The sequence below is a fragment of the Candidatus Methylomicrobium oryzae genome, from assembly GCF_016745425.1.
Lineage (GTDB): Bacteria > Pseudomonadota > Gammaproteobacteria > Methylococcales > Methylomonadaceae > Methylomicrobium > Methylomicrobium oryzae.
On sequence record NZ_JAERVK010000001.1, the window covers coordinates 368,368 to 382,728 of the forward strand.

The following is a 14,361-nucleotide window of genomic DNA, read 5'->3' on the forward strand; positions in this document are numbered from 1 at the left end:
TCATAAACCGCTCTCGGCACCCCGTTGGCGCCAGAGCATTTTGAAGGTCGGCGTCAGATTCGTGTCGTCGGCCTTGACGCGGGCATCGATTTCATCGGGCCCAAACCAGCCGCCTTCGTCGATCTCGTCGGCGGCAAGTTCGAACGGCCCGTTGTGCGTGACGAGGTAAACCTGGACGAACTCCATCCCGTTTTCGGCCGTGGGCGGGATTTTGAAAACCCGTGCTAAAGGACCTTCGTGTTCTACGCCGAGTTCTTCGCGCAGTTCCCGCACCGCGCTGCCGTCGTAATCCTCATCCGCGTCGACATGGCCGGCGGCCGAGGTATCCCAAAGTCCCGGATTCAGATCCTTCAGCATCGAACGTTTTTGCAGGAACAGCCGTCCGGAATCGTCGAATACCAGAATATGCACCGCGCGGTGCATCATTCCCGAGGCATGCACGATATGGCGGGCGCAAGTGCCGATCACATTGTCGTTTTCGTCGACGACCGCCAGCAATTCCTGAGAGGGGAGTGGTTTCATGACTCGATCGAATTTATCCGGATTGATTTTCGCAGCATCTTGAACCGAGGCGGCAGAGTGCCGATGCATTCAGACGAATTATAAAACAGCGGCGGGGCGAGGAGAGGAAAAAAATCAGAGGGGGAAATCCGTTTCCGCCCGACTCGCGGCGGGCGGAACGTAAGGTCAGCGCCTTAACCGGCTCTGCCGGCTTCGGTTGCGGCAGGTACTTCGAGCAGACGGCCGGATTTGCAGTCGTAAATATAACCGTAAACCGGAATTTCGCGCGGCACCAGCGGATGGCTCTTGATCCGCTGAACGTCTTCGAGCACGCTTTGCTCCTGGTTCGAAATCGTTAGCCAGTCGATATAATTGCCTTCGGCCGAGCCCGGACCTGCGCCGCTGTCGTGCCAGCCGCTGGCGTCGATCGAGGCTGTTTTCAAGCTGCTGTTCAGCAGGCGGCGCATGATTTCGTCGGTAAACAATTCCATGCCGCAGTTGGTGTGGTGAATCACGAACCATTCTCGGGTGCCGAGCAGTTTATAGGAGATGACCAGGGAACGGATCGCGTCGTCGCTGGCGCGGCCGCCCGCATTCCGGATCACATGCGCGTCGCCTTCGGATAATCCTGCGTATTTGGCCGGGTCGAGGCGCGCATCCATACAGGTCAGAATCGCAAAGTGTCTGCCCGGCGGCAGGGGCAGGTCGCCTTTATCGCCGAAGTTATCGACATAATCCCGGTTGGCGGCCAAGACTTCATTCAGAATTTTGCTCATGAGTGCCTCTTATCGTTATTATTGGGGAAATCAAAAAAGCGGCCGATACAAAAAAACCGCTTGGTCTTGTCTCTTTCGATGCACAGGGCCAAGCGGCTTTCAACTATCTCCGAGGTGTAATATACCCCACTAAACCCAGGCTTTAAATAGTGTTATAAATTTATAAAATATAAACTTATCGTTTATAGTAAGACGATGGGTAAATTGAATAATATGCAGGTATTCTGCCGGATCGTCGAACTCGGCACTTTTGCGGCAGTCGCCCGTGAAATGAACCTGTCCGCGATGATGATCAGCAAATATGTCGCGCAGCTCGAAGAATCGCTCGGGGTCGCGCTCTTGAACCGGACAACGCGCCAGATCAGCCTGACCGAGGCCGGAGAAATTTACTATCACCGCAGCAAGCAGTTGCTGGACGATTTCCGGGAATTGGACGAATCGACCTCGCAGCTCGGCCGGAAAGTGCGCGGCGTATTGAAAATCAGCGCCCCGATCGACTTCGGCGGACTGTTCATGGTGCCGGCGATCGAGGCGTATCAGCACGAATATCCCGACGTGAAAATCTTGATGACTCTGCACAACAGCCGGGTGAATCTGAGCGAAGGAAACTTCGACCTGTCGATTTTGGTCACTGATACGCTGGATCTCGGCGTGGTGGCCAGGAAGATCGCCGAGACGCGGCTGTGCGTTTACGCATCGCCCGAGTATATCGCAGCCCACGGCAAACCGGAACGGATAGAAGAACTTAGCGAACACCGCTGCCTGCATTACATCGATACGCCGCACCGCGATTACTGGATTTTCCGGACCGGCAACCAGGAGACCAAAATTAAAACCCACTGGCATTTCGCCTCGAACAACGGCCGCGCTTTGTGCCAGGCGGCGGCGTTGGGGATGGGCATTACTCAGGCGCCGGAGTTTTCGGTCGCGAACTATCTGGCGCAAGGTAAACTGGTCGAGGTATTGCAGGAGTTCCGGATTCCATCCCTGGCGATTTATGCGATTTATTTACACAGGCGGTTTTTGCCTGCCAAGCTGACGACGTTTGTTGATTTTCTGGCCGGGTATTTTTCCGAAAACAGTTTGTCCGGTACGGTAAGGCCGATTTGAGGCGAAGGAAAGATGCTCACTTCGCGGTAGCGTCATTCGGAATGGGAACGGCTGCGTTCCGCTTAACCGTCTCCAGTTCAAATTTATTGAGTGAGTTCGTTCATCACGGACTTGGCCGTTAATCAACTACTGTATTTACAATGGCAAGACGAAGCCAACATACTCTCCCTGAAATCAAGGCGATGGTGCTCCAGGCGGCCGAAACGCTGGTCGCGGAAGAAGGCAGCAAGGCGCTGACGATGCGCAATGTCGCTTTCGAGATCGGCTACACGGTCGGCAGCATCTACATGGTGTTCGAGAACATGAACGACCTTGTGTTGCATTTGAACGCGCGCACGCTCGATGCGTTGATCGAACAGTTCGATGGCCTGCCATCCGACGGTCCGGCGGAAGCGATCGAAGCGATTGCGGGGATTTATCTGCATTTCGCCAGCCGGCATTTCAACTGCTGGAACCTGATTTTCGAACATCGTCAGCCGGCAGGGGAAGCGTTTCCGGACTGGTACCGTGAAAAGATCGATCAGGCATTTTCCCGCTTCGAAGCGGAATTCAAGCGGCTCGCGGAAGATCGTCCGGATGACCAGGTCAGGCAGGCCGCACGCGCTTTATGGGGCGGGGTCCACGGCATCTGCATGCTGTCGCTGACAGGCAAGTTCGCGGTCGCCGGCGCGGACGACATGGAAGCCGGCGTGAAGCTGCTGGTTCGGCATTTTCTCGGCAGCTGGCGGAGCCGGGGTATGCCGTAGACGTTTGGGCGATAATGTCTTTCCAGACCTGCCAGGTTTTTAAAACTTGGCAGGTCTATGCATTGCCTGAGCCTCTTCCGCGGTATTCGAACCCGCTTTGGCTTTTATGTCGGTCATGCGTTCCGATAGCCAATCGAGCCAGGCCGAAAAATTTTCACCTTTAGTGGCTGAAAGGCGGATGACTCCGATATCGGGATTGACCTGCCGTGCAAATCCGATGCAGCGATCGACGTCGAAGTCGACGTAAGGCAAGAGATCGGTCTTGTTGATCAGCATCAGGTCGGCGGCATGGAACATGTCCGGGTATTTGAGCGGCTTGTCGTCGCCTTCGGTGACCGACAGCACGACGATCTTGTGCGCCTCGCCGAGATCGAAGGAAGACGGACAAACCAGGTTGCCGACGTTTTCGATTGCCAGCAGGCTGTGACTTCTAAGACCCAGCTTCTCGACCGCATGGCCGATCCCATGCGCATCCAGATGGCAGGCGCGGCCGGTATTGATCTGCACGGCCGGCACGCCGGCGGCGCGAATCCGTTCGGCGTCGTGTTCGGTCTGCTGGTCGCCTTCGATGACCGCGATCGGAATCCGGTCTTTCAACGCCTTGATCGTCTCGACCAGTAGCGTCGTTTTGCCGGAACCGGGGCTTGAGACCAGATTCAGCACGAAAATACGGTGCTGTTCGAAGTAAGTCCGGTTTTGTTCGGCGTACGCGTTATTCTTGCCGAGCAGGTCCTGTTCGATTTTTAACAAGCGCGCCGCCGAATGCTCGTGATCATGCACGGCATCAAGATTCCGGTTCAGGACGAAGCGATGTTTTTGGGGCTCAGGATGTGGATGGGGAGTGCCGCAGCCGCAAATTCCGCACATGATATTTTCCGAGGTTGACTACGTTCGAATCTTATCAAATAACGGTCGACTCTTTGAATTTTTTGCTGCGCCAGACGGCAGGATGCGGATTTTGCAGCAGCTCTTCGATAAACGATTCGGCATGTCGCAAGTGGCGTTCGGCGTTCGGGCTCAAGTTTTCGCCCAATTCGAACGTTTCGCCTTTAATTGCCAGTAAAAAGCAAGGGGGTGGAGGTCCTTTTCCGATCGATTGAAAAACCGCCATCACCGAGGCAGGATGCAGCGCATGGGTCGTATAAGCGATCTCCAGAGCCGGTTCCAGTTCGTTCAATTCGAAAGGCGCTTCGCAGGCGACCGACGCGTCGGCGAACAGAACGAGCTCCCGGTGTTCCAGGTCCAACGCATGTTCGATCTGCAGTTGGAAGTCGGTCAGGATGTCGATGGCCTCCGTATCGCAGCGCTCTTGCACGTAGTCTATCAGCAAGGGGCCGAGCGCATCGTCGCCGCGGCTGAGATTGCCGTAGCCGAAGACCAGGACGGGTTTAGGCATCGGCCAACCGTTCGATTGTGCCGTCGCCATATTTGACTATACGATCGGCAATGCGGCCTTCGGCATCGACCAGTTCGACCTGCAGCGGCATCTTGCCGACCGCATGCGTCGCGCAGGACAGGCAAGGGTCATAAGCGCGGATCGCGACTTCCAGGTTGTTCAGCAGCGGCTCGGTCAACTCGCGGCCGGACAGATAGGTCGCCGCGACCTGCCGGACCGATTCGTTCATCGCAGTGTTGTTGCTGGTGGTCGAGACGATCAGATTCACTTTAGTTAAGATGTCGTTTTCGTCGACCCGATAATGGTGGAACAGCGTGCCGCGCGGCGCTTCGATCACGCCGATGCCTTCGTAGCGCTTTTCGCCGCGCGCGACCAGGTCCCGCCCCAGGATTTCCGGATCGAGGAGCAGATTTTTGATGCTCTCGGCGCAGTGCAGCACCTCGATCATCCGCGCCCAATGGAACGCGAGCGTGCTGTGCACCATGACCTGGCCTCCGCCGTGCGCCTTGAATTCGAAGCGCGCGGCTTCCGCCAGCGGCGTGTCGATATAGTCGCAGTTGTTCACCCGCGCGAGCGGCCCGACCCGGTACCAGCCGTCCTCTTTGCCCAGTGCCAAGAGATAAGGGAACTTCATGTAACTCCAGGAACGGACCTCTTCGTGGATTATGTCGCTGTAACCGCAGTAGTCGATATGATCGATCACCGTTTCGCCTCGGTCGTTCTTGACCCGGATGCCGCCGTGATAAAGCTCCAGCGCGCCGTCGGGACGCGTCAGGCCGAGATAATTGCTGCGTATCGTTGCGAATTCGTCGTAATAGGGCAGATGCGAGCAGTGCACTTTCTTGATCACGTCGACCGCTTCTTCGGACCAGGCGATGATCTGATCGACGTCCTTCAGCAGATAGTCACGTTCCTCCAAAGTCAGCGCCTTGTTCATCCCGCCCGCGATCGCGCCGGTGCCGTGGATGCGTTTGCCGCAGATCACCCGGATCACTTCCTGACCGTATTTGCGCAGCTTGACCCCTTTTAGGCCGATGTCGGGATAATCGCTCAATACTCCGATCACGTTGCGCTTGCCGATCTCGCTTTCGAAACCGAACAGCAGGTCGGGGCTGGCCAGATGGAAAAAATGCAGCGCATGCGATTGCAGGACTTGGCCGAAATGCAGCAGCCGTCTTAGCTTGTCCGCGGTTGGGGGCAGTTTGTCCGGATCGATCCCGACCAGCTGGTCGATCGCTTTACCGGCCGCGAGCTGATGGCTGACCGGACAAATCCCGCACAGGCGCTGCACGATTACCGGCAGTTCCCAGTACGGCCGGCCCTGCATGAACCGCTCGAAGCCCCGGAATTCGACGATATGCAGCCGGGCTTGTTTGACCTGGTTGTGCTCGTCCAAGAGCAGCGTGACCTTGCCGTGGCCTTCGACGCGGGAGACCGGGTCGATCGCGATCCGTCTCAGGTTTTCGGGATTGTCGGCGGTTTCCAAATGTTCGTACATAGTCTGTCTTAGTTCTTGATTCGGTGCTGCCAATAATCGGGATTTCTATGAAGATGCATTACTGCAACGACATAGATAGTTCTTTGGCTCTCATGGTATAAAACGCCGTAGGGGAAGCGCCTGACCAAGGATCTTCTGATGCCATCTTCCAAGAGCGGCCATGCTTTTGGGAAAGCAGCGATTCTTTCGATAGCATTGGCAATCTCAATCGAAAAATCGAGGCCTAGGCCAGTTTCGGCGTTTTCGTAATAATCGATAGCTTCATTGAATTCCAGTTCCGCATCGGGATGGAACAGAATGTTCACTGCTGAAATTTAGCGGCTATTTTTTTAAAAACTTCCTCGCTGGAAATCGCTTTAATTTCACCAGACTTTAATTCTTGCAGCCGGTTTTTGGCTACTGTCACCCAATTTTCGTCAACCCCCTGTTCGGGCGTATTTAAGCTGCTTAACAAACAATCCACGAGTAAAGCTCTTTCTTCTACAGGTAACGAAACCGCTTCCGCTATCAATTCTTTGGTTTTCATGGTCTACCGATTAATTCAGATGGATAAAATTAAGTATCAATCATAATGGATCAATTCATACGGCAATGCCGGCTCCCGTCCCGCCAGCAAATCGGTCAGGAATTTCCAGAACACGTCCGCGGACGGCGGGCAGCCGGGCAGGGAATAATCGATCTTGACGACTTCGTGGATCGGCCGGACCTTGTTCAGCAGCAGCGGCAGTTCCGGATCGCTCGGAATCTGCGGGTTTTCAACGCCGATTCCGTCCAGGTAGGATTCGCCGAGGCATTCTTCCAGCGGAATATAGTTCCGGTAATTGGGCAGGCCGCCGTTAATTGCGCAGGCGCCGACCGCGACCAGAATCTTGCAGTGCTTGCGGAACTCGCGCAGCGTATGCACGTTTTCGGAATTGCAGACGCCGCCTTCGATCAGGCCGATGTCGCAGTCGCCGCAGTGTTCGATGTCGGTCAGCGGCGAGCGGTCGAATTCGGCGACTTCGGCCAATTCCAGGATCCGCTCGTCGATGTCCAGGAACGACATGTGGCAGCCGAAGCAGCCCGCCAGCGAGACGGTCGCGATTCTGAGTTTTTTATCCGCCATGCGATTCTTGCTCCTGTTCAAGGCTGACTTCGGCAATCGTTTGATGGTCGTAGTCGCGCGCCCCGATCGGCGTCGCATAGCCGGTGCGTTTGATCAGGATCGCGCCGGTCGGGCAGATGTGTGCGGCCTTGTCGCTCGCTTCGAGGTCGGTGTCTTTCAATAAGCCGCTTGCGGAGTTGGCGATCAAGTGCTTGTTGATCCCTCGGCCGCTGATCGCGAAGACGTCCTTGCCGTCCTTCTCGCGCGAGGCGCGGACGCACAGCGTGCAGAAAATGCAGCGGTTCAGATCGATCATCACGTCCGGATGCGAGGCATCGAGTTTGCGCGGCGAGAAAAAATGCATGAAATGGTTGTCGTGCATGCCGAGATAATAGCCGACCGCCTGCAGCTTGCAGTTGCCGCTTTTTTCGCACCCGGGGCAGAGGTGGTTGCCTTCGACGAACAGCATCTGCGTGATCCGTTTACGGTCCTCGTTCAATTCCTCGGTATGGCTCAGTACTTCCAGGCCTTCCGTGGCCGGAAAGGTGCAGGCGGAGCAGACCCGGCCGTTCACGAGCACCGAGCACAGTTTGCAGCTGCCGTGCGGCGTATAGCCGGAGTGGTGGCACAGATGCGGGATATAGGCGCCGGCATCAAGCGCGGCGTCGATGATTGTTTGACCGTCGCTGAAAGGGATCGGTTGGCCATCGAGTATAAACGTCTTGGTCATCTCATTCCCCCGTTTGCGATAGATGCGCGGCCGCATCGCTCCGGTTCGCGAGGCGGCGTGCGGTTTCGAGCTCGGCGTCCAGGTCGAAACCGGGCTCGTAGCTGATTTTCTTCAACCGGCTTTGGTAGGCTTCGGGATAGCGCGCCAGGGTCGTCAGCACCGGATTCGCGGCGGTCTGGCCGAGGCCGCAGTGACTGTAGGTCTTGACCAGCCGGCAAATCTCGTCGAGTGCCGCGACGTCGCCGGCCGAGCCGCGGCCGTCGTAGATCTTGTCGAGCTGTTTCCTGAGCAATGAAGTGCCGACCCGGCAGGGCGTGCAGAAGCCGCAGCTTTCGTGCGCGAAGAAATGGGTGAAGTTATGCGCGATGTCGAGGATGTTCCGGCTGTTGTTGAATACGATGAACGAGCCGCCGGTGGCCAGATCCTCGAACGCGAGCAGGCGGCCGAATTCGCGGTTAGAAATGAAGGTGCCTGACGGCCCGCCGACCTGTGCGCCCAGGATGTCTTTGGCGCCGCAGTCGTCCAGAATAGTTCGGACCGGCGTTCCGAACGGGTATTCATAGATGCCGGGATGTGTACAGTCGCCGCTGATGCTGAGAATCTTGGTGCCTTTCGATTTCTCGGTGCCGTGCGCCGCAAACCAGGCGCCGCTGTGCACTGCAATTGCCGCGGCCGCGAAGAACGATTCGACGTTATTCACGACGGTCGGTTTGCCGAGATAGCCGTGCGAGACCGGATACGGCGGCCGATTGCGCGGAATGCCGCTTTTGCCTTCGAGCGATTCGATCAATGCCGATTCCTCGCCGCAAATATAGGCACCGGCGCCGAGCCGGATTTCAATGTCGAAATCGAGATTATGTCCCAGAATGCCGCGGCCGAGCAGGCCGGCCTCCCGGCGCTGGGCGAGAATTGCCTGCAGTTTGTCGTACAGGTGCAGATATTCGCCGCGCAAATACAAAAAGCCGTGTTTGGCGCCGACGATCGCGGCGCAGAGGGTCATCCCTTCGAACACCTGGTCCGCGAACGCATTCAGCAGCCCCCGATCCTTGAACGTGCCGGGCTCGCCTTCGTCCGCATTGCAGACCACATAGCGTTCGGTTTCCGCTTCTTCGGCGCAGAAGCGCCATTTGGCCGCGGTCTTGAATCCCGCGCCGCCGCGGCCGCGCAGCCCCGAAGCGTCGATTTCGGCCAGCGTTTGGTTGAGCCCTCGCGTATAGGCCGCCTTCAGCGCATCGCCAGGGGCGATCGGCCGGCCCAGCAGTAGTCCAGATTTGCGGATATTATCTTCGGCCTGAAAAAACTCGGGAGGCCATCCGGCAAGCGGTGTTTGCCGCTCGATTAGGTCGGCGATCCGGTCGACTCGGGCGCGATCCAGCCGCGTCAGCGCATGGCCGTTGACTAGACCCGCCGGACCTTGGTCGCACATGCCGGTACACGAGGTATTGTCGAGGCTGACCAGACCGTCGTTGCGCACGCCGCCGACCGGCACGCGCAATTTTTCGGCCATGTATTCGATTAGGGCGTCTTTGCCCAGCATCCGATCCGTAATCGAGTCACTGATCAGCAGTTCGTAACGCCCCTTCGGGGTGGAAGAAAAGAAGTTGTAAAACTCGACCGCGTCGATGATCCGCGTCCGGGGGATTTGCAGCGCCTTGGCCAGCAGCTCGACCGCTTCATTCGAAATATGATGATCGCGGGCCTGAATTTCCCGCAGCATTTCGAGTAAACGCGTCGGCTGAAAGTGATGTTTTGCCGCCAGATCCTGAATGAATAGTCGCATACGTTTTGCCGGATTTGAATGTTCGGGGCCTGCCGGCATTATAATAAGTCCACTTATGCTTGAATGCCATTAAAACTTTTACGGGTTTTCACTATTCGCGAACAGCTTCGGATTCAGGTCGAGGGAACGGTCCAGGGCGTCGGAATGCGGCCGTTCGTCTTTCAGCTGGCAGAGCGGTGCCACCAGAACGGGTGGGTTGCAAATACCGGCGCCGGACTGACGATAGCGATCGAAGGCGCGCCGGAATTGCAGCGGCAGTTTCTTGACGGGCTCAATAACCCGCCGCCGCCCGCGAACGTTCTCACGCTCTCGGTAGACAAGCGGCCTTTGGAAAATTTCAGCCGCTTCGAGATCCGAAGCAGCGAAGCCGAAGGGCAAAACGCGATTTTCGTGCTGCCCGACCTGGCGATTTGCGGCGATTGCTTGAAGGACCTATTCGAATCCGCCAGCCGATTCTACCGTTATCCGTTCACCAGCTGCAGCCGCTGCGGGCCGCGCTACAGTATCATCGAGAGTCTACCCTACGACCGCGAGCGCACCGCCATGGCAGGATTCACGATGTGTCCGGCCTGCATCCAGGATTATCGATCCATCGACAACCGGCGTTTCCATGCGCAAACGATCGCCTGCGCGAAGTGCGGCCCGGCGTTAAGCCTGCTCGACCGGGCGGGCAACGAGTTGGCAGACGGCGATCAGGCGCTGGAGGCCGCCTGCGGTTATTTGCGGGAAGGAAAAATCGTTGCGGTCAGAGGGATCGGCGGCTATCAGCTGTGGGCCGATGCAGCCGATCGGGCGGCCGTCGAGCGCTTGCGCATCCGCAAGCACCGGCCGGCCAAACCGTTCGCCTTGATGGTGGCGGGGATTGAAGACGCCGAAGCGCTTTGCTTTCTGAGCAAGCTTGAAAAGGAGGCACTGGCTTCGCCTGCCGCCCCGATCGTGCTGGCAAAGCGGCGGAATCATACCGCCGTCGCCGAGGCAGTGGCGCCGGACAATACGATGCTCGGCGTGATGCTGGCCTATACGCCCTTGCATCATCTGCTATTGCATGGCTTCGGTGCGCCGGCCGTTGCGACCAGCGGCAACCGGCACAGCGAGCCGATCTGCATCGATAACGCTCAGGCGCTGGAGCGATTGGCGAATATTGCCGACTGTTTCCTGACCCATGACCGTCCGATCCTACGGCCGCTGGACGATTCGGTGGCACGGGTAATCAACGGCCGACTCACACTGCTGCGGCGTGCCCGAGGCTATGCGCCGCAGCCCGTTTTATCGAAGGCGGCCCTGCCGGATGCGTTCGCGGTCGGCGGACATTTGAAAAGTACCGTCGCGATCGGCCATAACCGTCAGATGATCGTGAGTCCGCATATCGGCGATCTGGATGATGCAAATTCCGTCAGGCAGTTCGACGCGGCGCTGATCGATCTACGGCAGTTTTATCCCATCGAACCGAAGCTGATCGTGCGCGATCTGCATGACGACTATGGCGCGAGTCGGATCGCCGAACGCGAAGCGATGCTATCGTCTCAGCCCGTTAAAACACTCAGGGTTCAGCATCACTACGCGCACGTGCTGGCCTGCATGGCCGAACACGGCCTGGAGCCGCCGCTGCTCGGAGTCGCCTTCGACGGCAACGGGCTCGGCAGCGACAACACGCTCTGGGGCGGCGAATTCCTGCGGATACACGGCCGGGGATTCGAACGCTTCGCGCATCTGCGCGCGTTTTCGCTGCCGGGTGGGGGAAAAGCGATGCGGGAGCCCCGCCGCGCGGCTTTGGGGCTCCTTTACGCGATCGATCCCGTAAGGACTTTCGAGCGCATGGCGCCGCATTTCTCGGCAGCGGAATCGAATCTGCTCGAAACGGCGTTAAAAAAAGGGATCAACTGCCCGCTCACCACCAGCGCCGGGCGCCTGTTCGATGTGGTTGCCAGTCTGCTCGGGCTTTGCCAGGTCAATCGGTTCGAGGGGCAGGCCGCGATCGGGCTGGAACAATGCGCGGCAGCGGTCGAATCGGACCTCCTCTACGATTTCCGGATCGCCGGCGAAAGGCCTTGCATGATCGACTGGCAACCGATGATCGAACAGCTGCTGGCGGATATTCCGGCCGGCAATCACGGCCTGGTCGCGCGAAAATTTAACAACACTTTGGCGGCGATCATCACGGCGATCGCCGAACGCGCCGGGGAACAAGTTGTTGTGTTGAGCGGCGGCTGTTTCCAGAACGCGCTGCTCGTTGAACGGGCGGCCGGAAAATTAAAATCCGCTGGCTTTCAAGTCTATTGTCATGAAAAAATACCGCCGAACGACGGCGGCCTGTCTCTCGGCCAGCTGTATGCCGTCAAATACCTTGGATAACCGAATATGTGCCTTGCCGTTCCCGGCCGAATCACCGATATTTCCGAAAACAGCGACCCTTTGCTGCGCAAAGGCCGGGTCGATTTTTCGGGCATCGTGAAGGAAATCAGTCTGGCTTATGTGCCGGAAGCGCAGATCGGCGACTATGTGATCGTGCATGCCGGTTTTGCGCTGTCGCTGCTCGATCCCGGCGAAGCCGAGGCTGGCCTGCAGGCATTTCGCGAACTGGCCGGGTTTAAGGACGAGCAATGAATATGCAGCAGGCCTTCCGCGATCCTGCCGCGGCGAAACAGCTGGCCGCCGCGATCGCCGCCATCACGACCCGGCCCTGGAACATCATGGAAGTCTGCGGCGGCCAGACTCACAGCATCATCAAATACGGGATCGATCAGCTGCTGCCCGAAGGCGTGAACCTGATTCACGGACCGGGCTGTCCGGTGTGCGTGACGCCGCTCGAATATATCGACAAAGCGCTGGCGATCGCCGCCTTGCCGGGCGTGATTCTGTGCTCGTTCGGCGACATGCTGCGCGTGCCGGGGTCGCAGGAGGACTTGCTCGGCCTGAAGGCGCAGGGTGCCGACGTCAGAATCGTGTATTCGCCGACCGATGCGCTCGAAATCGCCCGTAAGCATCCGGACCAAGAAGTCGTTTTCTTCGGCGTCGGTTTCGAAACGACCGCGCCGACGATCGGGCTCGCGGCCTACCAGGCTAAACAGTCGCGACTGAAGAACTTTTCGCTGCTGGTCTGCCATGTGCGCGTGCCGCCCGTAATCGAAGCGCTGCTGGATTCGTCCGACAACCGGGTGCAGGGATTCTTGGGAGCGGGACACGTTTGCACAATCATGGGTTGCGGCGAATACGTGCCGCTCGCCGGGCGCTACCGGGTCCCGATCGTGATCACCGGCTTCGAGCCGGTCGATGTTCTGCACGGGCTTTATGCCTGCATCAAGCAGCTTGAAGAAGGACGCTTCGAAGTGGAAAACGCCTACCGCCGCGTGGTGCGCGAGCAGGGTAATCCGGCCGCGCAGCAGTTGTTGCGACAGGTGTTCGAGGTGGTCGACCGAAACTGGCGGGGACTCGGGATGATCAGGCACGGCGGTCTGGCATTGAACGACGATTACCGCGACTTCAATGCCGAGTTGCGCTTTTCGGTCGATGCGATCGATACGCAGGAGCCTGTCGCCTGCCGCAGCGGCGACGTACTGAAAGGTTTGCTGAAGCCGTCACAGTGCCCCGAGTTCGGCACCCGCTGCACGCCGGAAAAACCGCTCGGCGCCACGATGGTCTCGTCCGAAGGCGCCTGCGCCGCTTATTACCGCTACCGCCGCCTGCAACATGGCTGATTTCGAATTGAACTGCCCGCTTCCGCTGCAATACGACCGGATCGTGATGGCGCACGGGGGCGGCGGCCGGCTGATGCAGCAATTGCTCGACACACTCGTGAGGCCTGTGTTCCGGAATCCGGTCCTGGATCAAAACCACGACAGTGCGGTCGTCGAAATCAACGGAACAAAGCTGGCGTTCACGACCGACTCGTATGTCGTGAAGCCGTTGTTTTTCCCCGGCGGCGACATCGGCAAGCTGGCCGTCTGCGGTACGCTGAACGATCTCGCGATGAGCGCCGCCAAGCCGTTGTACCTGACCTGTTCGCTGATCATCGAGGAAGGGCTGCCGGCCGCCGACCTGCAGCGGATACTGCAGTCGATGCAGCAGACCGCGTCCGAGGCGGGCGTGCTGATCGTGACCGGCGACACCAAAACGGTCGATCGCGGCAAGGGCGACGGGCTGTACATCAATACCGCCGGTATCGGAATTGTCGGCGAGCCGGTGAATGTCAGGCCGTCGGCGATCCGACCCGGCGACAGCATCATCGTGAACGGCGACCTTGCCCGGCACGGGATTGCGGTCATGCTGGAGCGGGAAGGGATGAATTTCGAGCACCGGATCGAAAGCGATTGCGCGGACCTGTCGGGCCTCGTGCAGGAACTGCTGCAGGCCGGCATCGAAATCCACTGCCTGCGCGATCTGACCCGTGGCGGGCTGGCCTCGGCGCTGATCGAACTGGCGTCCGCAGGCCGTTATGAATTCGAGCTTAGTGAAAGCGCCTTGCCGGTGCGGGAAGATGTGCGTGCCGCCTGCGACATCCTGGGCTTCGATCCGTTGTATATCGCCAACGAAGGCTGTTTCGCGCTATTCGTTCCGGAATTGCAAACCGAAGCCGCGCTGGCTGTTTTGCGCCGGCATCCATTAGGGCAGCAGTCTTGCAGGATAGGCCAGGTCAAGTCCGCCTGTTCCCAAGGCCGGGTCACTCTCCAGACACTGATCGGCGTGAATCGGATCCTCGATCTTTTCAGCGGAGAACAGTTGCCGCGCATCTGCTGAGCGCGA

Annotated in this window: 16 protein-coding genes; 6 read left to right on the forward strand and 10 right to left on the reverse strand. The window is 58.4% G+C overall.

Translation table 11 applies throughout. The annotated features are described in order from the left end of the window. Both JJL52_RS01755 and JJL52_RS01760 read right to left on the reverse strand, forming a co-directional pair. Positions 1-522 (reverse strand): NUDIX hydrolase, encoded by a 522-nt coding sequence (locus tag JJL52_RS01755; RefSeq protein ID WP_202050657.1) that lies wholly within the window; start codon positions 520-522, stop codon positions 1-3. Between the two features lie 173 nt (positions 523-695). Beyond that, positions 696-1,277: a beta-class carbonic anhydrase gene (locus tag JJL52_RS01760; RefSeq protein WP_202050658.1), complete on the reverse strand. Its 582-nt coding sequence runs from the start codon at positions 1,275-1,277 to the stop codon at positions 696-698. 195 nt (positions 1,278-1,472) lie between these two features. On the opposite strand from JJL52_RS01760, the gene JJL52_RS01765 reads away from it, so the two are divergent. Further along, positions 1,473-2,387, forward strand: coding sequence for a LysR family transcriptional regulator (locus tag JJL52_RS01765; protein ID WP_202050659.1), 915 nt, complete (start codon positions 1,473-1,475; stop codon positions 2,385-2,387). A gap of 140 nt (positions 2,388-2,527) precedes the next feature. Continuing rightward, a complete protein-coding gene (locus tag JJL52_RS01770) occupies positions 2,528-3,133 on the forward strand; it encodes a TetR/AcrR family transcriptional regulator (RefSeq protein WP_202050660.1) in 606 nt (201 codons plus the stop codon). A 39-nt stretch (positions 3,134-3,172) separates the two neighbouring features. Here the strand turns inward: JJL52_RS01770 and hypB are convergent, their stop codons facing one another. The 8 genes from hypB to JJL52_RS01810 are packed head-to-tail and all read right to left on the reverse strand — an operon-like array spanning position 3,173 to position 9,621. Beyond that, entirely contained in the window at positions 3,173-4,000 is an 828-nt protein-coding gene (gene hypB, locus JJL52_RS01775; protein WP_236993973.1) for a hydrogenase nickel incorporation protein HypB, read from the reverse strand. A gap of 34 nt (positions 4,001-4,034) precedes the next feature. Continuing rightward, positions 4,035-4,529: a hydrogenase maturation protease gene (locus tag JJL52_RS01780; protein ID WP_202050661.1), complete on the reverse strand. Its 495-nt coding sequence runs from the start codon at positions 4,527-4,529 to the stop codon at positions 4,035-4,037. Beyond that, positions 4,522-6,027, reverse strand: coding sequence for a Ni/Fe hydrogenase subunit alpha (locus JJL52_RS01785; protein WP_202050662.1), 1,506 nt, complete (start codon positions 6,025-6,027; stop codon positions 4,522-4,524). Before JJL52_RS01785 ends, JJL52_RS01780 begins: the two co-directional genes overlap by 8 nt. A gap of 8 nt (positions 6,028-6,035) precedes the next feature. After that, the gene (locus JJL52_RS01790) at positions 6,036-6,332 is read right to left on the reverse strand and encodes a type II toxin-antitoxin system RelE/ParE family toxin (RefSeq protein WP_202050663.1); all 297 of its coding nucleotides are present in this window, start codon (positions 6,330-6,332) and stop codon (positions 6,036-6,038) included. Then, positions 6,329-6,553 carry an addiction module protein gene (locus JJL52_RS01795; protein WP_202050664.1) on the reverse strand — a complete coding sequence of 75 codons (225 nt, stop codon included), beginning with the start codon at positions 6,551-6,553 and terminating at the stop codon, positions 6,329-6,331. Before JJL52_RS01795 ends, JJL52_RS01790 begins: the two co-directional genes overlap by 4 nt. Positions 6,554-6,589: 36 nt before the next feature. Continuing rightward, a complete protein-coding gene (locus JJL52_RS01800; protein WP_202050665.1) occupies positions 6,590-7,132 on the reverse strand; it encodes an NADH-quinone oxidoreductase subunit B family protein in 543 nt (180 codons plus the stop codon). Next, positions 7,122-7,841, reverse strand: coding sequence for a 2Fe-2S iron-sulfur cluster-binding protein (locus JJL52_RS01805; protein WP_202050666.1), 720 nt, complete (start codon positions 7,839-7,841; stop codon positions 7,122-7,124). The genes JJL52_RS01800 and JJL52_RS01805 overlap by 11 nt, the downstream gene beginning before the upstream one ends. 1 nt (position 7,842) lies before the next feature. Beyond that, positions 7,843-9,621 carry an NAD(P)H-dependent oxidoreductase subunit E gene (locus JJL52_RS01810; RefSeq protein ID WP_202050667.1) on the reverse strand — a complete coding sequence of 593 codons (1,779 nt, stop codon included), beginning with the start codon at positions 9,619-9,621 and terminating at the stop codon, positions 7,843-7,845. Between the two features lie 63 nt (positions 9,622-9,684). Here JJL52_RS01810 and hypF point away from each other — a divergent pair, with 63 nt between their 5' ends. Genes hypF through hypE form a run of 4 tightly spaced genes read left to right on the forward strand, consistent with a single transcriptional unit; the run spans position 9,685 to position 14,355 of the window. Continuing rightward, on the forward strand, positions 9,685-11,973 hold the full coding sequence (hypF, locus tag JJL52_RS01815) for a carbamoyltransferase HypF (RefSeq protein ID WP_202050668.1): 2,289 nt from the start codon (positions 9,685-9,687) through the stop codon (positions 11,971-11,973). A 6-nt stretch (positions 11,974-11,979) separates the two neighbouring features. Continuing rightward, positions 11,980-12,225 carry a HypC/HybG/HupF family hydrogenase formation chaperone gene (locus JJL52_RS01820; RefSeq protein WP_202050669.1) on the forward strand — a complete coding sequence of 82 codons (246 nt, stop codon included), beginning with the start codon at positions 11,980-11,982 and terminating at the stop codon, positions 12,223-12,225. Next, entirely contained in the window at positions 12,222-13,316 is a 1,095-nt protein-coding gene (gene hypD, locus JJL52_RS01825) for a hydrogenase formation protein HypD (RefSeq protein WP_202050670.1), read from the forward strand. The genes JJL52_RS01820 and hypD overlap by 4 nt, the downstream gene beginning before the upstream one ends. After that, positions 13,309-14,355 carry a hydrogenase expression/formation protein HypE gene (gene hypE / locus JJL52_RS01830; protein WP_202050671.1) on the forward strand — a complete coding sequence of 349 codons (1,047 nt, stop codon included), beginning with the start codon at positions 13,309-13,311 and terminating at the stop codon, positions 14,353-14,355. Before hypD ends, hypE begins: the two co-directional genes overlap by 8 nt. Positions 14,356-14,361 lie beyond the last annotated feature (6 nt).